22 protein-coding genes are annotated in these 20,338 nt (G+C 67.8%); 16 read left to right on the plus strand and 6 right to left on the minus strand.

Annotation, left to right across the window (positions count from 1 at the left end; translation table 11 throughout):
* Positions 1-5 precede the first annotated feature (5 nt).
* The 16 genes from fliF to J7495_RS18065 are packed head-to-tail and all read left to right on the plus strand — an operon-like array spanning position 6 to position 11,404.
* The gene (gene fliF / locus J7495_RS17990) at positions 6-1,274 is read left to right on the plus strand and encodes a flagellar basal-body MS-ring/collar protein FliF (RefSeq protein WP_294058269.1); all 1,269 of its coding nucleotides are present in this window, start codon (positions 6-8) and stop codon (positions 1,272-1,274) included.
* A complete protein-coding gene (locus J7495_RS17995; RefSeq protein WP_294058270.1) occupies positions 1,261-1,602 on the plus strand; it encodes a hypothetical protein in 342 nt (113 codons plus the stop codon). Before fliF ends, J7495_RS17995 begins: the two co-directional genes overlap by 14 nt.
* Positions 1,599-2,252, plus strand: coding sequence for a hypothetical protein (locus J7495_RS18000; RefSeq protein WP_294058272.1), 654 nt, complete (start codon positions 1,599-1,601; stop codon positions 2,250-2,252). Before J7495_RS17995 ends, J7495_RS18000 begins: the two co-directional genes overlap by 4 nt.
* Positions 2,249-3,562: a FliI/YscN family ATPase gene (locus J7495_RS18005; protein ID WP_294058273.1), complete on the plus strand. Its 1,314-nt coding sequence runs from the start codon at positions 2,249-2,251 to the stop codon at positions 3,560-3,562. Before J7495_RS18000 ends, J7495_RS18005 begins: the two co-directional genes overlap by 4 nt.
* The gene (locus tag J7495_RS18010; protein ID WP_294058274.1) at positions 3,555-4,001 is read left to right on the plus strand and encodes a hypothetical protein; all 447 of its coding nucleotides are present in this window, start codon (positions 3,555-3,557) and stop codon (positions 3,999-4,001) included. The genes J7495_RS18005 and J7495_RS18010 overlap by 8 nt, the downstream gene beginning before the upstream one ends.
* Positions 3,998-4,783 carry a hypothetical protein gene (locus J7495_RS18015; protein ID WP_294058276.1) on the plus strand — a complete coding sequence of 262 codons (786 nt, stop codon included), beginning with the start codon at positions 3,998-4,000 and terminating at the stop codon, positions 4,781-4,783. The genes J7495_RS18010 and J7495_RS18015 overlap by 4 nt, the downstream gene beginning before the upstream one ends.
* Positions 4,780-5,235 (plus strand): flagellar hook capping FlgD N-terminal domain-containing protein, encoded by a 456-nt coding sequence (locus J7495_RS18020; RefSeq protein WP_294058278.1) that lies wholly within the window; start codon positions 4,780-4,782, stop codon positions 5,233-5,235. The genes J7495_RS18015 and J7495_RS18020 overlap by 4 nt, the downstream gene beginning before the upstream one ends.
* Before the next feature lie 4 nt (positions 5,236-5,239).
* Complete coding sequence (locus J7495_RS18025; RefSeq protein WP_294058279.1) at positions 5,240-6,433, plus strand: flagellar hook protein FlgE; 1,194 nt, start codon at positions 5,240-5,242, stop codon at positions 6,431-6,433.
* A 38-nt stretch (positions 6,434-6,471) separates the two neighbouring features.
* Entirely contained in the window at positions 6,472-7,218 is a 747-nt protein-coding gene (locus J7495_RS18030) for a FliM/FliN family flagellar motor switch protein (protein WP_294058280.1), read from the plus strand.
* Positions 7,215-7,535 (plus strand): FliM/FliN family flagellar motor C-terminal domain-containing protein, encoded by a 321-nt coding sequence (locus J7495_RS18035; RefSeq protein ID WP_294058282.1) that lies wholly within the window; start codon positions 7,215-7,217, stop codon positions 7,533-7,535. Before J7495_RS18030 ends, J7495_RS18035 begins: the two co-directional genes overlap by 4 nt.
* Complete coding sequence (locus J7495_RS18040; RefSeq protein WP_294058283.1) at positions 7,523-7,903, plus strand: hypothetical protein; 381 nt, start codon at positions 7,523-7,525, stop codon at positions 7,901-7,903. The genes J7495_RS18035 and J7495_RS18040 overlap by 13 nt, the downstream gene beginning before the upstream one ends.
* Entirely contained in the window at positions 7,900-8,607 is a 708-nt protein-coding gene (gene fliP, locus J7495_RS18045) for a flagellar type III secretion system pore protein FliP (RefSeq protein ID WP_294058284.1), read from the plus strand. Before J7495_RS18040 ends, fliP begins: the two co-directional genes overlap by 4 nt.
* Positions 8,604-9,347, plus strand: a complete 744-nt coding sequence (locus J7495_RS18050) for a sigma-70 family RNA polymerase sigma factor (RefSeq protein ID WP_294058285.1) — start codon at positions 8,604-8,606, stop codon at positions 9,345-9,347. Before fliP ends, J7495_RS18050 begins: the two co-directional genes overlap by 4 nt.
* A 14-nt stretch (positions 9,348-9,361) precedes the next feature.
* A complete protein-coding gene (locus tag J7495_RS18055) occupies positions 9,362-9,928 on the plus strand; it encodes a hypothetical protein (protein WP_294058286.1) in 567 nt (188 codons plus the stop codon).
* A gap of 1 nt (position 9,929) precedes the next feature.
* Positions 9,930-10,277: a hypothetical protein gene (locus J7495_RS18060; protein WP_294058287.1), complete on the plus strand. Its 348-nt coding sequence runs from the start codon at positions 9,930-9,932 to the stop codon at positions 10,275-10,277.
* Positions 10,274-11,404, plus strand: a complete 1,131-nt coding sequence (locus J7495_RS18065) for a tetratricopeptide repeat protein (RefSeq protein WP_294058288.1) — start codon at positions 10,274-10,276, stop codon at positions 11,402-11,404. Before J7495_RS18060 ends, J7495_RS18065 begins: the two co-directional genes overlap by 4 nt.
* Positions 11,405-11,604: 200 nt before the next feature.
* On the opposite strand, the gene J7495_RS18070 is transcribed toward J7495_RS18065, so the two are convergent.
* The 6 genes from J7495_RS18070 to J7495_RS18095 form a co-directional block, all read right to left on the minus strand.
* Positions 11,605-13,632 carry a flagellar biosynthesis protein FlhA gene (locus J7495_RS18070; RefSeq protein WP_294058290.1) on the minus strand — a complete coding sequence of 676 codons (2,028 nt, stop codon included), beginning with the start codon at positions 13,630-13,632 and terminating at the stop codon, positions 11,605-11,607.
* Complete coding sequence (locus J7495_RS18075; RefSeq protein WP_294058291.1) at positions 13,632-14,705, minus strand: EscU/YscU/HrcU family type III secretion system export apparatus switch protein; 1,074 nt, start codon at positions 14,703-14,705, stop codon at positions 13,632-13,634. The genes J7495_RS18070 and J7495_RS18075 overlap by 1 nt, the downstream gene beginning before the upstream one ends.
* The gene (locus tag J7495_RS18080) at positions 14,705-15,460 is read right to left on the minus strand and encodes a flagellar biosynthetic protein FliR (RefSeq protein ID WP_294058292.1); all 756 of its coding nucleotides are present in this window, start codon (positions 15,458-15,460) and stop codon (positions 14,705-14,707) included. Before J7495_RS18080 ends, J7495_RS18075 begins: the two co-directional genes overlap by 1 nt.
* A gap of 13 nt (positions 15,461-15,473) precedes the next feature.
* On the minus strand, positions 15,474-15,716 hold the full coding sequence (locus J7495_RS18085) for a flagellar biosynthetic protein FliQ (protein WP_294058293.1): 243 nt from the start codon (positions 15,714-15,716) through the stop codon (positions 15,474-15,476).
* A 150-nt stretch (positions 15,717-15,866) separates the two neighbouring features.
* Entirely contained in the window at positions 15,867-16,163 is a 297-nt protein-coding gene (locus J7495_RS18090) for a hypothetical protein (protein WP_294058294.1), read from the minus strand.
* A partial coding sequence (locus tag J7495_RS18095; protein WP_294058295.1) for a LysM peptidoglycan-binding domain-containing protein occupies positions 16,160-20,338 on the minus strand: 4,179 nt, incomplete at its 5' end. The genes J7495_RS18090 and J7495_RS18095, both read right to left, overlap by 4 nt.

Genomic DNA, 20,338 nt, shown 5'->3' on the forward strand with positions numbered 1-20,338 from the left:
CCCCGATGAACGACGTCGTTTCACCTCGCGGTTCACGGCGCCAGCTGCTGATCCTGGGCGGCGTGTTCCTGTTGATCTGCAGCCTGCTGGGGCTCGGCTATTTCCTGTTCCTGCGCACCAGCTATGTCGTGCTGGCGGAGGGGCTGCGCCCGGCCGATGCCCAGGCGGTCGTCGCCGAGCTCGACAAGAAGCACGCGAGCTACCAGCTCCGCGACGGCGGGCGGACGATCCTCGTGCCGGAGGGCAGCGCGGACGCGACGCGGCTCGCGATCGCGGGCTCGGACGCGGCCGAGCGGGGGCAGATCGGCTTCGAGCTGTTCAATAAGTCCGACATGGGGCTCACCAACTTCGCGCAGAAGATCAACTATCAGCGTGCGCTCCAGGGCGAGCTGGTGCGCACGATCGTGCAGATGGACGGCGTGGAAAGCGCGCGCGTGCACCTGGCATTGCCCGAGCGGAGCCTGTTCCGCGGCGAGCGCGAAGATCCGACCGCCGCGGTCACCATCGCGATGAAGCCGGGGCAGCAGGCCGATCCGGCCCGCGTCGAAGGCATCCAGCGACTGGTCGCGGCGGCGGTGCCCGACCTTCCCCAGTCGAAAGTGGTGGTGCTCGATTCGGCTGGTCGGGTGATCAGCCCGGTCGTGGCCGCGGAGCCCGCGCTCGACCGGCCTGCCGACCTGGATGAGCGTTCGGCGGTGGAGAATTACTATCGCGCCAGGGCGCGCGGCGCCGTCGAGCGCCAGCTGCCGGGGCTGCACTTCGCCGTGCGCGTGCTGCTGATGCCGATCGCCGCGCCGTCGTCCGCCGCGAGCGGCGAGGCGGCGGACAATGGCTGGGTCCCCTCGGGCGACGGGCCGAGCCGGAATTTCCGCCTGCGCATGCAGTTCGAGACCGAGGTGCCGCTGGGCGGCGACGATCAGGCGGTGGTGCGCGAGGCGATCACCGCGGCGACGCCGCTGAGCGCTGCGCTGGGCGACAGCCTTGAGTTCCAGACGGGCCCCGTCGATCCGATCGCCGCGCCTGGGCCGGCTCCGGTGCAGCGTTCGGCGACGCCGGCAACCGCGGCTGCGCAGCCCGCGCCGCTCGCCGTGCCGCGGTTCGACTGGTTCGCATGGCTGGGCTGGGGAAGCCTGATCCTCGTGGCGGTCGCACTGCTCGTCTGGCTGCTCCGCCGGCGCGGAATGCTGGTGCTCGAGGCGCGCGACCATGAGGCGTTCGCGGCGAAACTCCGCAGGCAGCTGAACCTCGAGGATGGCGGCGATGCTGTCGCCTGAGCCTCGGCTCGATATGCTCCTCGAGGAGCTGGGCAAGCTGCCCGGCGCGGACCGTCGCGCGATCATCGCCCGGCTGACCCCGCGCGAACGCGAGCGGATTCGGGCGCGGCTCTCGGGTTGGGGGGACGTGCGTCAAGCCTCGCCCTATTCGGCCGACATCGCGGCGCGGATCGCTGATCCGGAGGGCGCGGCAGTGACGGTCGCCGGCCGTGCGGCCCTCGCGGACGCGCTTCGCGCCAGCGGCGAAGAGAGCGCCGCGGTGATCGAAGCGCGGAGCCTCGCCAGCGCGCTCGCGGGCTGGTTCCGTCGATGGGGAATTCCGCTGTGAGCGCGTTGATCAAGTCCGGCGCACCCGGCGCGGTCAGGGCTTTCGCGCCGGCGCGTGAGCGCGAACCTCGAGCGCCGGCGCCTGTGCCTGCGGCCGATCCGCGCGACGCCGAGATCGCCCGGTTGCGCGGCGAGATCGCGCGCCTTGGGGCCGAGCTTGCCGAGGGCAAGGCGAGCACGGACGACGTGATCCTCAAGGCTTATGAAAAGGGCCGCGGCGAAGGCTTGCGGGACGCCGAAGTCCGCGAGGCGGAGCGCCTCGATCTCCTGGAACGGGTCGCCGAGGATGCGCTCGCCGCCTTCGGCAAGCGGCTCGACCTGCTCGAAGCGCTTGCGCCGGCGCTGGCCTGGGCGGCGCTCGACAAATTGTTCGCGGACCGCACCGATTGGCGGGATATGACCGAGGCGGCGCTTGCGCGCCAGCTCGATGCGCTTCGCAGGGACGCCGTCCTGCGCGTGCTGGTGAGTTCGATCGATTTTCCCGAAGGCGTGAGCCTGCCGCTGATCGCCGGTGCGAGTGTAGAGCGGGAAGCGGGACTGCGTGGGGGCGCCTGCCGGATCGAATGCCGCCTGGGCGAGGTCGAGATCGATGTCCGCGAACAATGGTCGGCGCTAGCCGCGCTGCTCGAGCAGATGGGCGAGGAAGCGTGACCGAGCATCGCTTCATCACCCGGCTGCGCGAGGCGGCGCTGGTTCGTCCGCACGGCGTGATCCGCAAGGTCGCGCAAAGCCATTTCGAGGCGACCGGCCCGGAATGCACCGTGGGAGATCTCTGCGAGGTCGGTGAGGGCCAGGATCCTGTCCTCGCGGAAGTCGCCGCGGTCGACGAGCAGGGGCTGATCCTCGTCCCGCTCCAGCAGCAGCGCCGGGTTCGGCGCGCCGCCAGGGTCCGGCTGCTCCCGGGCGCCGGCGCAGTGGCGGTGGGGCCTGCCTTCGCGGGTCGTGCGATCGACGCGCTCGGCCGGCCGATCGATGGGGGCGCGGCGATCCCAGCCGCGGTGCGCGTGCCCGCGTCGGGCGACGTGCCGGCGCCGCTCGACCGGGTGACTCCGGAGAAGATCGTCGCGACCGGGGTTCGCGCGATCGACGGCCTGCTCACGCTCGGTGCCGGCCAGCGCATCGGCATCTTCGCGGCGAGCGGCGTCGGCAAGACCAGCCTCGTCGACCAGCTCGTGCGCCAGATCGAGTGCGATCGCTGCGTGGTCTGCCTCGTCGGCGAGCGCGGCCGCGAAGTCGAGGCGATGTGGCGGATGCTATCGGCACGCGACGATGCCGAGCGGTTCACGCTCGTCGCCGCGACTTCGGACGAAAGCGCGCCGATGCGCGCGCGGGCGGCGAACGTCGCGCTGTGCCTCGCCGAATATTGGCGGGCACGGGGCGAGCAGGTGCTGTTCGTGGCGGATTCGGTCACGCGGCTGGCGATGGCACTGCGCGAGATCGGCCTCGCCTCTGGCGAGCCGCCGACCGTGCGCGCCTATACGCCCAATGTCTTCGCGGCGCTGCCCCGCGTGGTCGAGCGTTGCGGCGCGGTCCGGGGGGGCGGGGCGATCACCGCGGTGCTCACCGTGCTCAGCGAGACCGACGATGTCGACGATCCGATCGTCGAGACGATGAAGTCGCTGCTCGACGGGCATGTCGTGCTGTCGCGCACGCTCGCCGACCGCGGCCATTTCCCGGCGATCGACGTGTCGCGCAGCATCAGCCGCCAGGCCGGCAGGCTGATGACCGACGCGCACGCGCAGGCCGCGCAGGCCGCGCAGGCGCTGCTCGGGACCTATGAGGAGGCCCGGGTGATGATCGAGAGCGGTGTCTACAAGCCCGGCGCCAGCGCCGAGATCGATCGAGCGATCTCGGCCCGGCCGGGGCTCATGGCCTTCCTGCAACAAGGTCAGGGCGACTGCGTTGCCTTCGCGCAGACCGTCGCCTCGCTTCGATCGGCCCCGAGAGGCGCGCATGGATAAGCGCGCGCGAAGCCGGGCGATCGGTCAGATCGCAGCGTTGAGGGCGGCAGAACGCGTCGCCGCGCAGCAGGCACTCGGGGAAGCGCTGGCGGCGCAGCAGGCCGCGGAGGCGGATGCCCGGCGCGCCGAGGTTCGGACGAACGAGGCCGTGGGGGCCTGGCAGGCGCAGCTCGCCGAGGGTTTCGCGCCGGAGCTGGCGCGTGCGCTCGCCGCCGACCTGGTCGCGCGAGCCGCGGAGACCGTGGAAGCGCGCGGCGCATCGGCGCGCGCGGCGGAACATTCCGATGCGCGCACCTCCGCCTGGCGTGAAAGCGATGCGCGCCTCCGCCAGGCCGAGACGCTGGCCCGGGCCAGCCGGCGCGCGCTTCGGCGCGCGCGCGAGGAGCGGTCGCTCGAGGCCCAGGCCGATCGGATCACCTGGCGCTGGAGGCGTGCATGATCGGTCCCTTGTCGCAGAGCCCCCCCGCGCCGGTGAGCGGCGAGTCCCCCGTGGCGCCCGCAGTCGAAGCCGGCGAGGACTTCGCGGCCTTGCTCGCTGCCGGTTCGTCGCCTCCCGCGGGCGGTGTTCCGTTGCCGGGGAGCGGGACTCCGGAGTTACCGGCCGCGCTCACCGATGCGCCCCAGCTCCAGCCCGTCGTCGCTGATCCGCGGCAGCGGGCGGCCGCGCGCAGCTTCAATCGCGACGGCTTCTTCGAGCCGGGCCAGGCGTTGAGCGCCGCGCTCGTCGTTTCCCGCGTCCAGCCCGTTGCCGCGCCGGAAATCGACCTTGCCGGTGCGGCCGCGGCCATCGCTGCCCCGGAGGACGGTCCGGCCGCAACGCGGCCGTCCGCCGCTCCGCTCGCTGGATCGACGCTCGCTGCCTCCGGTAGCCGGGCATCGCCTGAGCCGGCGCGCGGGCTGGCGACGCGCCTCGTCCTCGCGCCCCCGTTCGTTGTGTCGCAGCCGAGGATCGTGGCCGGCCACCCGGTCGACCCCGGTGCTCCGCTTCAGCAGCGCGCGCGTCCGCGTAGCGCGGCGGCCGAGCAATCCGTCCAGGTCGCGGTCCACGAGCTCGAGCGGGGCCTCCACGTCGCCGCCTTCGCCGGGTCGCTCGGCGAGGGCCAAGCGGAGCGGCTCCATGTCGAGATCGCCGCGCTGCTCTCGCGGCATGGGCTCGCGGCACGCAGCATCCGCATCCATGGCCCCCGCGCCAGTTCGACGATCGAGGAGGAAGCGAAGTGAACGTGATCGCACCCATGGCCGCTGCGGCCGCAGCCGCCGGCACGACGCAGACCGGCCGGACCAGCGCGTCGGACCAGGCCACGACCGCCTTCGGCCTCGGCTTCGACTCGTTGCTGAAGATCATCCTGACGCAGCTGACCTACCAGGATCCGCTGAAGCCGATGGACAATTTCCAGTTCGTCTCGCAGCTCGCGCAATTCTCGCAGATTCAGCAGGGCCAGACGACCAACGACCAGCTGGAATCGCTGGTGAGTGCGCAGGCGACGGCGCAGGCGACCTCGCTGCTCGGCGCGACGGTCGACGTTCCGGCGGGCTCGACGACGCTCTCGGGCAAGGTGACGTCGATCGCCTTCGCCGACGGCGTGCCGAGCATCACCATCGTCACCAGCGACAAACAGACGATCAGCGGCATCTCGATCAGCAGCATCTCGCAAGTCAGACAGGGGAACTAGGACGATGTTCGGCGCCATCTATATCGGACTGAGCGGGCTCGACGCCTATTCGCGCGGCCTCGAACAGGTCAGCAACAACGTGACCAACCTCAACACCTCGGGGTTCAAGGGCTCGACCGTCAATTTCCAGAATTACTTCGGGACGGCCGATGGCGGCGGCCTGTCGCACACCGTCGACACGCGCGGCGCCGGCAATGGCGTGGGCATCGGCGACCAGCTGCTCAACCTGAAGCAGGGCGAGCTCCGCACCACCGACCGCGACCTCGATCTGGCGGTGGACGGCACCGGCTTCCTCGTGCTGCTCGACGGTGACCGCACGCTCTATACGCGGACCGGCAGCTTCGAAGTCGACAAGGACGGTTATATCGTCCTTTCGGGCACGGACTATCGGCTCGCCACGCTCAGCGCCTCGAACCAGCCCGTCAGCCTGACGATCGACGGGATGCGCAACAGCCCGCCGCACAAGACCACCACGATCAAGCTCGCCGACAACCTCTCGTCGACGACGGCCGATCCGGTGAGCGTCAGCGACATCAAGGTCTATGACGCCGCCGGCACGCTCCACGTCTGGAAGGTGACCTTCACCAAGAACACCGACCAGAATGCCGAGACGGGCAGCTGGAAGATCGCCATCATCGACGACAAGGGAAGCGCGGTCGGCAGTGCGGGCGCGGTCAAGTTCGATGCCGCCGGGCTGATCGATCCGCTGAGCAGCACGATGACGGTCAGCGACACGGCGAGCGGGCTTTCGGTCACGCTCGACATGACGGGCGTGACCTCCTTCTCGGGCGGTACGACGTCGCAGCTGCGCCTCGGCTCGACCGACGGCTATGCGCTCGGCACGCTCGCCACCGTCTCGATCAACGAGAAGGGCCAGATCGAGCTGGGCTATTCCAATTCGCAGAAGACGGTTCTGGGTTCGGTCGCGCTCGCCGACTTCCGCGATGTCGACGGGCTGAAGCAGAAATCGGGCGGGCTGTTCGAATATGAAGGCAACGGCGAGCGGCTGCTCGCGGTCAGCGACGATCCGCGCGTCGGGCAGGTACTCGGCAAGCGGATCGAAGCGTCGAACGTCGATCTGTCGAAGGAATTCGGCGACCTGATCCTGATCCAGCGCGGCTTCCAGGCCTCGTCCCAGATCATCAGCGTGTCGAACGACATGATCCAGCAGCTGTTCGGGATCCGGGGCCAGGGCTGATGTCGACGGCGCGTTCCTGGCTTCCCGCGAATACGGCGATGCCCCGCGTCGCACTGGGTGCGCTGGCGGACTTGGTCGACGCCTGGTCGCAGGCCTGGTTCCCCGCGCGGGCGATGCGGGTGGCCGGCGCGTTCACGCGCATCGCCCAGCCGCAGCGGGAACTCGGCAAGACGGTATGGCATCGCTGCGAGGGCGGGCTGGCGATCGGCGCATCGCCGGGCGCGACTGCGTCGCTGGGCGGCGGCGTGCTCGGTATCGCGCTCAAGGGCCCGGAACGGCCGCACGCGGATCTTCTCCTGCTCGAGCGGCTGGGCGGCGCCGCGCTCGACGATCTGAAGTTGCGCATGGCGGCGATCTTCAAGCTTCCGCGTGGTGCCGCGTGGAGCGCGGGCGAGGGCGGCGGGCGCGAAGGGGAGGCCGTGCAGCGGCTCGAGATCGCCGATCCGGAGCGCAAGGCAGTGCTCAGGCTCGAGCTCGGCGAGACATTGTTCGCCGCTTTCGTCCGCGCGAGCCTGCCCGCGCCGCCGGCGAGCCCGAAGCTCGGCGACCCGGCCCAGGCCTTCGCATCGCTGCCGGTCAGGCTTTCGGCGGCGCTGGGGACCTGCCGGATCTCGGTCGCCGAGCTCGCCGGGCTCGCACAGGGGGATGTGCTGGTGCTCGACCGGGAGACCGGCGGCCCGCTCCCGCTCGCGCTTGGCGGCACGGCGCTGGCGCGCGGGCGCTGCACCGTGATCCAGGCCGGCGACGCGCTGGCACTCGAGATTGTTCAGGCTCCAATTGGATGAAGCGCGTGATCGATGAAGAAGTGAAGGACCCCCAGTCCGCCCAGGCCCAGCCGACCGCCGCCGTCGCGTCGCCGACGGTGAGCAGCAAGCTGATCGGCAATGTCGGCGTCGAGCTGCGGGCATTCCTGGGCGGCGCGGAGATGACCGTGGCCGAATTGGAGGCGCTCGGCGCCGGGACGGTGGTGAGGCTCGATACGCCGCTCAATGCCACGGTGGTGCTGGAGCTCAACGGCGTAGGGGTCGCGCGCGGTGAACTGGTCGCGGTCGGGGACAAGTTCGGCGTGCGCCTCACGGAGATCGTGCAATGGCCCGGCTGAGGGCATGCGTTCCCATCCTCTTCCTGCTGATGCCGATGCCCGCGTTTGCTCAGCGGCTGGGCGGTGGTTCCGACCTGAATCTGTCGCTCACCCGCATCGTCATGACGCTGCTTCTCTGCCTGATGATCGCAGGTCTGGCCGCGCTGCTGCTGAAGCGAAGCGGCGGCAGGATCGATCTCGCTGCGCTTCGCCGCCTGACCGCGGCCGCGGCTCCCGCGCGCCGCATCGACGTCGTCGAGACACGGCGCATCAGCCAGCATGCCGACGTCTGCCTCTTTCGCTGCGACGGGCAGGAGTATCTCGTGCTTTGCGCCGAGCAGCATCTGACCGTGCTGCGCGACGCGCCCGTCGCGGAGAAGCCCGAGTGAAGCCGTTCGTTCGTCGCGCCGCGGCGCTGGCCGCGCTCGCAGTGCCGTTCCCGGCCTTCGCCGCGACGGCGAGCCCGATCGGCACCGATGTCGTGCGCACGGCAGTGATTCTCACGCTGCTCGCGGTCGTGCCGGCGATCCTGCTCAGCATGACGAGCTTCATCCGCATCATCATCGTGCTCTCGATGGTGCGCCATGCCTTCGGCATGCCCGAGACGCCGCCCAACCCGGTGCTGGTCAGCCTCGCGCTGTTCCTGACCGCCTTCACCATGTCGCCGACGCTCACGGCGCTCAATGCGCAGGCGCTGAAGCCGCTGATGGCGGGCACCATCGGCGTCGAGGAGGCGATCGACAAGGGGAGCGCGCCGCTCCGGACGTTCATGCTCGCCCAGACCCGTGACAGCGACATCGAGGCGATCTATGCGATCGCCAAGACGCCTGTGCCCGACCGGCCCGAGCAGGTCGAGCTGCTCAAGCTGACGCCCGCCTTCATCCTCAACGAGCTGCGCGTCTCGTTCACGATCGGCTTCGTGATCCTGCTGCCGTTCCTGCTGATCGACCTGGTCGTCTCGAGCATCCTGCTCGCGCTGGGGATGATGATGGTGCCGCCGAGCACGATCTCGCTCCCGATCAAGATCCTGATGTTCGTGCTGATCGACGGCTGGAGCCTGATCCTCCAGGGCGTCATGGGCAGTTTCAAATGAGGCGCGCAGCGCGGCGGGGCGGGCTCGACCTGGTGATCATCCCGCCTCGGGTCGAGGCGTCGCTCTGGCGGCGCTATCGGTTCGAGAAGGAGGTGCGCTGCCGCGAGCAGATCTTCACGCGCTACCGCGGGCTCGCGCGCTCGATCGCGCTTCGCCAGCTGCGCAGCCGCGCCAGGAACGGGATGGAGCTCGGTGACATGGAGCAGTTCGCCTATGAGGGGCTGCTCGTCGCGATCGACCGCTACGACCCGCTGCGGGGCGCGCCGTTCGGCGCCTTCGCGCGGCGCCGCATCCTTGGTTCGATCCTCGACGGCGCGTCGCGGATGAGCGAGCTGGGTGCGCAATTCGGCTATCGCCGCCGGGCGGAAGCGGAGCGCGCCCGCTCGCTCGCGCCCGCGCAGGGGGAGATACCGGATCCGCTGCGCGCGCTCGCCGACCTTGCCGCCGGGTTGGCGATCGGGCTGATGCTCGAGGGGACGGGCACGATCGATCGCGCCGACGGTGCGGATCATCGCCCCAACGCCTATGAGAGCCTGGCATGGCGCGAGCTCAACGCGCTGCTCGCGGCCGAGATCGCGCGCCTGCCCGATCGCGAGGCGGCGATCCTTCGGCATCACTATGAAAATGGCGTAAGCTTCACTCAGATCGCGCAGATGCTCGGCTTGTCGAAGGGCCGGGTGTCGCAGCTCCATGCGAGCGCGATCAAGCGATTGCGCACGCGCATCGGCCATGCGCGCTAGGGAAAGACGACGATATGACGCTTTGCTCCGATGAAGAAATCCAGCAGCTGATCGCGGCGATGCAGTCCGACCGCCCGGACGAGCTCGCCTTCGCGGACCAGCTGATCGAAGCCTATCCGGAGGACCCGCGGCTGCATTTCCTGCGCGGTTCGCTGCTCGCCGGATCGGGGCGGCCGATCGAGGCGCATGCGTCGCTCAGCCGCGCCGTCGCGCTCGCGCCGGACTTCGCGATCGCGCGCTTCCAGCTCGGCTTCTTCGAACTCACCTCGGGCGAGGCGGCGCGCGCGCTCAAGACCTGGGAACCGCTCGATACGTTGCCGGAGGGCCATTATCTTGGCCATTTCGTGGCCGGCCTTCGCCATCTGATCCGCGACGAATTCGCCCAGGCGATCACGTCGCTGCGCGAGGGCATCGCGGTCAACCAGGAGAATCTGCCGCTCAATCGCGACATGCAGCTGATCATCGACGAATGCGCGCCGCTCGCGGGTGGCGAGAGCAGCGACGCAACCCGGGCCGAGGCCGAACGGTCGGCGACGTCGTTCCTGCTCGACCAGTTCGGTGCGAGTGGGACGAAGCATTGAGATGACGCGCATCGGCAACGTCGACCAGGTGCTGTTGCTGCTGCGCGAGCAGTTGCATCGCACGGACAAGGAGCGGTCGGTCGCGCGGACCCGGACCGTGGCGCGCGCCCGCTCCGAGCGCCCCATCGACCGGGCGCGCGCGCTGGCGGCGCTCGACTCGCTCGGCGAGGACGAGGTGCGCCGCGCCGTGGTACGCGGGCTGTTGACCGAGGAGCTCGGCGAAGCGATCGGAAACGACGCGCCGCTCCAGGCGATCGTCGACGATGTCGTGCGCATCATCGCGGAGACGCCCGGCGGAGCGGACTTGATGGAGCGCGCGATCGCGCAGCTGAAAGGGGACAGGGCATGACCGACATGATCGCGGATTCCGCGAGCCGTTTTGCCCGCATGGCCGCGCTGCTCGCCCAGGATCCGGCCAACCCGAACCTGCTCGCCGATACCGCCCGAGCGGCATTTGCCGAGAACAGGTTCGACGACGCTGCCGACCTCCTCGATCGCGCTTCGGCGCAGGCGCCGTTGCCGCCGGAACTGCAGCACCTGGCCGGACTGGTGGCGATGCGCCGCGAGCAATGGGGAGACGCCGCCGGCCGGTATGCCGCGCTTCTCGAAAACGGCGCGGACGGGCCGCCGGTGCGCTTCAACCTGGCCTGGTCGCTTGCCATGGAAAAGCGGTTCGACGAGGCGCTCGAAGCGCTTGACGAGGCGACGTCCGAGGCGCTGCCCCAGGCCGCGCAACTCGAGGTCCAGCTGCTCCACGAGAAGGGCGAAGTGGATAGGGCGATGGAGCGCGCACGTCCGCTGCTCGCGCGTCACCCCGATCATCGCGGTTTGAATGCGGCGGTCTCGACGCTCGCCATCGACATGGAGGACGAAGCGCTCGCCGCCGAAACCGCTGCCAGGGCGCCCGATCACCCCGAGGCGATGGTGACGCTCGCCACGCTCGCGATGGTGGACGACGATACCGATACGGCCGCACGCCTGTTCACCGCGGCGCTGGCGCAGTCGCCCAATTCGCCGCGGGCGCTGATCGGGCACGGGCTGAGCGAGCTGCTCGGCGGCGACAAGCTCGCCGGCGCACACGAGCTGGACCGTGGCGCGGAGATCTGGGGCGACCACCTCGGGTCGTGGATCGCGGCCGGCTGGGCCTATCTGCTCGCGGGCGACGCGGCTTCGGCCAAGGCCCGGTTCGAAAGGGCGCTGGCGCTCGACGACAGCTTTGCCGAAAGCCACGGCTCGCTCGCGGTGATCGACATCCTCGAAGGCCGGGTCGACGAGGCGGCGCGCCGCACCGCGGTTGCACGCCGCCTGGATCGTGAAAGCTTCTCGACAGCGCTTGCCGCGATGCTGCTCGCGGCAGGCAAGGGAGACAAGGAGCGCGCGGCGAAGATCTTCGAGACTGCGCTCAACATGCCGATGGACGAAAAGGGCCGCACGCTCGCCAAGTCGCTCGCCGGCATGGCCTCCCGGCTGGGATAGGCGCCGTCCGGCGCCAACGAACCCACGGCCGAGCGACGATGGGCCGCGCCTTGCAATGTAGGAATTGAGTCGCTTGACTGGAGCGGCCGGAAAAGTCCGGCCGCTCCTTGAATGCCTTGGGATCAGCCAGCGGAATCGCCGTGACGGGTTGCGACTCTTGTGACTTTTCGGTCCCGGCTCCCGCCCCGACTCGAAATCGCCTAGCCTTCCAGCCGCACCACATCGAACGACTTCAGGTTGATCCGCATCGGGATCTCGGCGACCGACAGGATCGACAGTTTGGGGATCGTCCGTCGCGTGAGGCTGCGCAGCTGGCGGCGGACCTCGCCGCCGCAGAGCAGCACCGGCGCGCGGCCCTGGCGGAACATCTCCTCGGTCATCGGCGAGAGGCGGCGGATCACTTGCTCGGCGAGCCGCGGGTCGACGATGAGGCCGCCGCGCTCGCCGTTGGTGCCGACGGCGGCTGCGATCTGGTTCTCGACGCGCGGGTCGAGGCTGAGCACCGCGAGATCGTGATGCCTGCCGCGCAGCTTGTGGCAGATCGCGTAGCTCATCCGCTGGCGAACCAGCTCGGTCAGCTCGGCCGGATCCTTCTGGGTTCGCGCCAGGTCAACGAGGTGCTCGACGATCAGGTCGAGGTTGGCAATCGACACGCCTTCGCCGAGCAGGTTCTGGAGCACGCGCTGCACGTCGGAGATCATCAGCGTGTTGGGGATCAGCTCCTCGACCAGTCCGGGCTGGCGGCCGCGGACCTCGTCGAGCAATGCGACCACGCTCGCGCGGGTCAGCAGGGTTGCGGCTTCGCTCCGGACGATCTCGCCGAAATGGGTGGTGAGCACGGTCATCGGATCGATGATCGAATAGCCTGCCTGGCGGGCGGCCGAGACGGTGGCGTCCTCGATCCAGCAGGCGGGAAGGCCGAACGCCGGATCGACCGTTTCGATGCCCTGCAACCGCACGTTGGTGCCGTGGCTGGCGATGGCGAGCTGCTTGTCGGGGAACAGCTCGGCTGCGCCATAGCGTGCACCGAACAGCCGGACCTCATAATCGTGCGTGCCCAAGCCCTCGCCGTCGAGCAGCTTGACCGCGGGGAAGGCGAGGCCGAGCTCTTCCTCATGCACGCGGCGCAGGTTCGCGATCCGCTCGAGCAGAACGGGTTCCTCATGCTGCCAGGCCTTGCCGAGCTCGGCGCCGAGCCGGATCTCGAGCGCGGGCACCGGCGGCGCGCCCGATGCGGCCGGTGCGTCGTCGTCCGCGGTGCCGAGCGCGGCGCTCTCCGCGCGCAGCCGCCGGATGCGCCACCAGCCTGCGGCTGCGAGCCCGCCGATCACCAGGATCGGCCATTTGGGCATGCCCGGCAGCATCAGCAGCGCGAGCAGCACCGCCATGACGATCAGCGGGATCTTCGGCTCCGAGGCGAGCTGGCTGAAGACTTCGCTGCTCAGCCGCCGGTCGGCCGAGGAGCGCGTGACGATGATGCCGGTCGCGATCGAGACGATGAGCGCCGGCAGCTGGGTCGCGATGCCGTCGCCGATGGTGAGCAGCGTGAAGGCCTGGAGCGCCTGGCTCCAGTCCATCCCCATCTGCGTCACGCCGATGATCCAGCCGGCGATGATGTTGATCAGCAGGATGATGATCCCCGCGATCGCGTCGCCCTTCACGAACTTCGACGCGCCGTCCATCGCGCCATAGAAGCTTGCTTCCTTCTGCAGCCCCTCGCGGCGGCGCACCGCTTCCTTCTGGTCGATCAGCCCCATGTTGAGGTCGGCGTCGATGCTCATTTGCTGGCCGGGCATCGAATCGAGCGTGAAGCGCGCCGCGACTTCGGAGACTCGCTGGGCGCCGCTCGTCACCACGATGTACTGGACCACCACGAGGATCGCGAAGACCACCAGGCCGACGACGAAATTGCCCTGCACCGCGAAGGCGCCGATCGATCCGATCACGTCGCCGGCATTGCCGCCGGTGAGGATGAGCCGGGTCGCCGCGACGTTGAGCGAGAGGCGGTAGAGCGTCGCGACCAGGAGCAACGACGGGAAGGTCGAGAATTCCACCGGCTTGCCGACATAGAAGGTGAGCAGCAGGATCGTCAGCCCAAAGCCGAAGTTGGTGATGATCGCGAGGTCGAGCGCGGCGGGCGGGATCGGCACGAACAGGATCACCAGGATCGCGATCGCGGCGAAGACCAGCGCGAGGTCCTTCTGGTTGTTAAGGATTTTCTCGAGCATCAGGTGCCTTCCGGTCGTGCGGCTGGGTGGCGGAGCGCGATGTAGAGCGCGGCTACGGCTTCATAGTGATGGGTGGGGATCTCGCGCCCGGGCTCGCCGCCGCGGAACAGCGCGCGGGCAAGCTCGGGGCGGCGCAGCACGGGGACGCCGAGGCGCGCCGCCTCGGCGCGAAGCGCGAGCGCGAAGTTGTTGCGGCCCTTGGCCGAAATCGTCGGCGCGGTCATCGTCTCGGGATCGTAGCGCAGCGCGACGGCATAATGTTCGGGATTGACGACCAGCAAGTCCGAGCCGGGCAGCGCTCCCAGGCCCTTGCTTTGCTTGGCGAACTCGGCATGGAGCTGCTTGCGCTTCTGCTTGATCCGGGGATCGCCTTCGCGGTCCTTGGCCTCGCGCGTCACTTCGCGGCGGCTCATCCGCATCTGCTTGAGGAACTCGCCGCGCACCAGCAGCTGGTCGAGGATCACGAAGCCCAGCGCGATCGCCGCGAACACCAGGATCAGCCTCAGGCCCGCCGCGCCCATCGCGCTTGCCAGCCGCTCCCCGTCTGCCGCGATCGGCGCGTAGCGCGAGGTGGCGTCGTGCAGCACCAGCCAGGCGGCGGTGGCATAGACTGCCGCCTTGGCGATGGTCTTGAGCGTCTCCTTGAGCATCCGCATCGAGAAGAGCCGCTTGATTCCCTTGGCCGGGTTGAGCCGGCTGAAATCGGGCTTGAGCGGCTGGGCGGTGAAGATCAGTCCCCGCAGCTGGAGGATCTCGAGGAAGATCACCACGCCCATGATCGTGCCGCCCAGCAGCAGCAGCGGGCTGAGCGCGGCCCAATAGACCTCGCCGATCATCGCCTGGGCCTGCTCTGGGTCGGCCGCGCGGCTGACGCCGGCGGAAAGCGTGACGCGCATGAGCTGGGCGAGCCGGGTCACCGCGGCGGGCCCCGCGATCGCGCTGAATGCAGCGAGCGCGATCAGGCCGCCGAGGAAGCCGAGCTCGACGCTGCGCGCGACCATCCCCTTTTCGCGGGCGCGCTTGAGCTTGAACGGGGTCGGCGCCTCGCTGCGGTTCTGCTCCTGCTCGGCCATCAGATCAGCTGCGGCATGATGTCGATTGCCGCACGCATCAGCCGCGCGAAGATCGCACCCGAGAAGGCCAGCGCGACCGGAAGCGTCAGCAGCATCGCGAGCGCCTTCACCTGGAAGCCCATGAAGAGCACGTTCATCTGCGGCATGGTCCGCGAGAGGAAAGCGATCGCCAGGTCGATGAGGAACAGCACGAGCAGCACGATCCCGACCAGCCCCATCGCCATCAGGAACACGGCGCCCATATAGTCGCCGAGCACGGCCGGATCGCCGCCGATCGAAGCCGTGCCCAGCGGGACGTGCTCGACCGAGGCGGCCCAGACCGCGAGCAGGTCGCCGGCCCCGCCGGTCGCGAAGAAGACTGCGCCGCCGGCATAGGCGAGGATCGTGCCGACGAGCGGCATCTGGCTCCGCGTCGTCGGATCGACGAGCGCGGCGAGGCCGAAGCCCGCCTGGATGTCGATCGCCCGCCCGGCGGTGAGCAGCGCGGCGAAGGCCAGCTGGAGCGCGAGCGTGAGCGTGAGGCCGAGGAACAGCTCGCCGAGCGCGACCATCGGCAGTCCGGCATCCCAGAAGGGTGCCCGCCACGTCGAGCCGGGATAGGCGGCGACCAGCCAGGCGGCCAGGCTGATCCCCAGCATGGTCCGCACGGTTCTGGGCACGCGCAGCAGCGTGAAGGGCTGGGCGAAGGCGAACACCGGCGTGATGCGCAGGCTGATCAGCAGCGTCGCCACGGCCTGGTCGGCGAAGTCTCCCATCCGCCCCGGCCCGTCAGGAGGCGAGCGCGGGGATCGCGAGATAAAGGCCGCGCGCGAAATCGGTGATCCGCGCGATCATCCACGGCCCGAGCAGGATCAGCACCACGGCGGTGGCAAGCAGCTTGGGCACGTAGCTCAGCGTCATTTCCTGGAGCTGGGTCGCGACCTGGAGCACGCTGACGACGGTGCCCACGATCAGCGTGACCGCGAGCACGGGCCCTGCGACCACCACGCAGCTCCACAGCATGTCGTTCAACAGATTAAGCGCGCGATCCGCTTCCACGCAAACCCCCCGGAACCCCGAATTCCCCTTGGCCGGACGATCCCGGATCGGCGGATCGGTTGCAAGGCGGCTCGGGGGAGGGGGTGAGATTTTTCTGTGGAGGAAGCGGGGGATTGATTGCCGCTACAGTTTTATCTCGGATAGAGTGGCGCTTGAAAAATATCCGACTTCAGCTTTGGGAAGTTCCGCACGGACTGCGCGCACTATCTCCAAACCCTCGCGATCGAGAGCTTCATTTCTCGCTTCGTCTTCGTATTGATGGAAATGCGCGTCCTCGTAGGCGGATTGCCATGCGCCTATTTTGCGAACCAACGCTTCTGACAAACCTACGTCCTGGGGCTCCAGATAGCCGCCGTTTGCAGCATCTCTGATGCCGGTTCCAGAGAGCATTCCGTCAATCACGAGAGAGAGTTCGGTCATTTGTCTGGCCTAAAAAAGCGGTGATCAATTACGCCGTTCTTGGTGACGCCAATCTCGAAGACGCCTGATTTTTTTCCCATAATTCCTGGCATTTGATAGATATTATAACCGTTGGCTTTTGGGATGGGATTGGTCTTCAGAATAGCGTCATCGAACGAGTAAGGGAAGTTATGGCTCACAGGGTCCTGAACCCCACGGACTCGAACCCTGTCGGCATACGTATATCCGTGAGAAAAGGCATCTTCGGCGGCCCCCGCTCCCTTTGCGGCGCTCGGTAAAATTTTGGCCCTAAGCGCGCGAACCGCAGCCTTCGCGTCTTGTGCAGCGGTCTTCGCCGTGGCGACAACGGTTTTCCCCGCTTGACGGGCAAGGGCGACAAGTTCTCCGGCGATTCGCTTCGCATTGGGTAGGGCGGTCCGCAGCAGGTCGACGCCCTTGTCGAAGCCCTTCGCCACCATATAGCCGGCAGACAGGGCCAGAAGCACACCCATCGTGCCGCTGACCGCATCATCCGCCGAATATCCGCGGTCCGTGAATCGCGCGATGATGGGCGACATTGCGCCCTGCACCAGTTCTTGAATCTCCTTCCCTGCCACCGCGTCGACGAGCACCCCGACCGCATTGCCAACGGGGTTGGCGATCCACGAAGCAGCTTTGAGCGAATATTTGAGAATTGGCCTGTCGTCGATAAATTGCAGCGTGTCACGTACGACTCTGCCGGCCCAGATCGCCGTCGGATCGAGATATCGACTTCCAAGCGCCCAAATGTCGCCGTGGGTATCTCCGGTCACGGTAACTCCGGGGAACTCACGTTCTACAAGTGATGTACTTGCTGTATCATTGAATTTCATGGAATTCGGTGTTTCAGGTAAATCGGGCCTCTCGAAAACTGGAATCGAGCGAAGTCGAGTGACTACGGCTCTTGCAGTGGACCTGTCCACCCCAGCAACGCGAGTAAGGAACGGTTCTAGATTGTTGAGATAGGTTCCAATTCCTTCCTGACTACCATCGTTCAAGAAGATACTTTGTGACAACTCCTCTGTCGCGCTCAGCATCTCAGGATCTTTTGAGATAGTGCGCCATGTAGAGCCGATCACGAGACCATTGTCCTGATCAACGCTTGTCGCCAGCATGCTCACTGTATCCGTCCAGCCAGCGGGTAGGTCGTCCCTTCCTCGGTAGAATTTTTCGATTTTCTGACGTTGCCGAGCAATTCTCTCGGCGTCCGTGGTCGTGACGGAATTCATCAGCAAATTGCCGATCGTAGTCCCAATCACATCCGGCAACGCAGCCACGATAGTGTCGCCGAAATCGCTACCCGTGAGTACGGACCGCGCCGCAGCACCCGCGATCTCCGACGCCATCCCGCTGATGAGACCGGCTTCCGCGCGCTGGAGCGACGTCGACACACCATGGAACTGCCCGGAGATCGTAGCGCCCACACCACTGCTCAACCCGGCCACGGCCACGCTGGCGAAGTCGAAATTCTTCTGCAGTCCGGTGATCTTGGCGATGCCCTGCGTGATCGCATTGCTTGCGACGCCGCGCAGGAGGGCGGTTCCGAAGGTGCTCAGCGCGCGGGCTGCTCCGCTGACGACGGTGGCCGAGTTCGCGAAATTGACCGCGTTCTGCACCGCGCTGCCCACAACCGCCGAGTTCGCCGCATCGACGCCGCCTTGCAACGAACTGCCGCCCGTTGGCGCCATGGCGCCGCCCACCGCGCCCGAAATGCCTGCGATCGCGACACTTTTCCAGTTGATGCTCGATTGGATTCCCACCGCAATGCCGAACCCCTGGCTCGCGATGCTGCCGATCGCGCCGCCGATCGCGCCGCCGGCGATCCACGCCGCCGTAGTGACGCCGGCCGCGGCTCCGCTGCCGAGCATCGAGCCCAGGACCACGCCGAACGCTTTGCCGCTGATCGCCGCCGCCGCGCCAGCGGTGGCGATCGCCGTGACCACCACGGCGACCACGACCATCAGGATCATCAGCCCGCACTTTGGCTTCTTCGCCGGCTTGGGCGTGGTCGGGCTGTTGTTGCCGAGTGCTTCGGTGGGGTCGTAGGGGTTGTACGACGAGACGCTGTTGCCCGTGCGGCTCACGCCGTCGGGGATCGTCAGCCGCTGGCCGGCGACCAGTGCCGAGGCGGCGCTCAGGCCGTTGGCGTCGGCGATCTTGTACCAGAGCGACGCGTCGCCCCAGGTCGCCGCGGCGATGCTCGCCAGCGTGTCGCCCGCCTGCACCACATAGGTGCCGCCGCCGTTCCCCTGCTGGTAGCTGTTGATCGGCGAGACGCTCTGCGAGAAATCATTGTAGCTGACCTGCGTCGAGCTGCCGTTCTGGAACGCGCCCGTGCCCGGCACCTGCTGGCGATTGGCGATCGAGCTCGCATAATCGGTTTCGAAGGTGCCGTTGTTGGTGACGTGCCCCATCTCGCGCCCGGCGAAGCGCAGGTAGATGTCGTAGGGATCCGGCGCCAAAGTGTTGCCGTCCGCTTCCTCGCGGCGGATGACCTGGCCGTTGATGTCGTTGGTGAAGCTCACGTTGCGCGAGCGGCCGTCGACGATCGCCACCGCGGTGACGACGCCCAGCGCCGTCAGCGAATAGGTGCTCGTATAGGTCGTCGACTGGGTCTTGTCGGGCTTGTACTGCGTCAGCGAGAGCACCGGGCCTGCGAGCATCGCATAGGTGTTGGTGGTGCTCGAAGTGACCGTGCCGTCCGAATTCTTGTGGCTCGCGGTCTCCGAATAGGTGACTGCACCGAGCTTGTACCCCGTCGTGCCCGTGGTGCCATATTGGTTGGTGGTCGTGCTGTAGATCGTGTCCGATCCCTGCTTCTGGGTGACCACCTCGGTGAGCACATGCCCGGCGGCGTCGTAGGTCACCACGCGGTCATAGGCAGCGTTGACGCCGTTGCCGTTCCAGTCGGTCTGGTGGATCACCTGGCCGCGCGCGTCGTACCAGAAATTGGCACGGAGCTGGGCGACGCCGGCGACCACGCCGGCGGTCACCCCACCCGTCGTCGTGGTCCAGGTGTCGGTCGCGTTCGAGACCGTCGCGAGCGTGCCGTCGCCGTTGTAGCTGTAGCTCTCGGTGACGTTCAGGTCCTTGTAGAAGTTCTTGATGTGACCGAAGTCGCCGTCGTCGTCGCCGATCCACAGCGAATCGACGACGGTGTGCACGGTGTGCGTGGCCGTCATGCGATTGCCGGACTTGTCGTAGGTGTAGTTGGTGCCGGTGTTCGCGCCGTTTCCGTACGGGGTCCCGTCGTTCGCCGTGCCTCGGACGATGGCGCCGCCCGAAAGGATGCCGCGATCGGTGGTGACGCGGTTCATCGTGTCGTAGAGGAACCACTGGTCGCCATAGAAGCCATAGGTGCCGTGCGACCGGCGGATATTGCCCGTCCGATCATATTCATAGGCGGTGGTCACGGCGAAGCCCGCGGTGCCGCCATTGGCCTCGGACCAGCTGGTCATGCGATTGAGCGCGTCCCAGGTGACCGCCGCGGTCTCGATCGAGCTGCCGTTGCGCGTCTGCGCCTCGGTCAGCTTGTTGCCGGCCGCGTCATAGGCGGAAGTCTGGATGGTCGTGGTCGCGTTGACCTGGGTATAGGCGGTGACGGTGCCGATCCAGCCGGCGCTGAGCCAGCTGTAGCTGGTGGTGTCGGATCCCGTCGCGGTGTTGGCCAGGCGCCCGCCGCGGTCGTAGGTGAAGCTCGTCCCCGTCGCGCTCATGTCGGTGCGCGCGATCACATGGCCGAAATAGTCGGTCGACTCGCTCGTCGTGAGCGTGTTCGCGTTGGTGACGGTTTTCTTCCACCCGTCATAGTCGCCGAGCACGCCGCTGTTCAGGCTGGTGAGCCACTCATATTTGTAGCTCGTGACGTCGCCGCCGAAGGCTTGTTCGCGCACGACCCTGCCGGCCGCGTCATAGTCGGTCTTCGCGACCGCGCTGCCGGTGGTGGGGCTCGTCCATGACTGGGTGTCGCTCAGCCGATGGCCCAGCTCGTCATAGGCGTAATAGTCGGTAAGGAGGCCGCCGCGGTGAGTGATGGAGGTGATGTTGCCGAGTTTGTCGAAGGATTGGAGTTGGTCTGAGGTGGTTTGGTTTGAGCCGGTGTAGAGTTCGTTTCGGAGGATGCGAGCGTCGCCGAAGGTGTCGTATTTGGTTTCGAA

This window comes from Sphingomonas sp. (genome assembly GCF_017745215.1).
Classification (GTDB): domain Bacteria; phylum Pseudomonadota; class Alphaproteobacteria; order Sphingomonadales; family Sphingomonadaceae; genus Sphingomonas.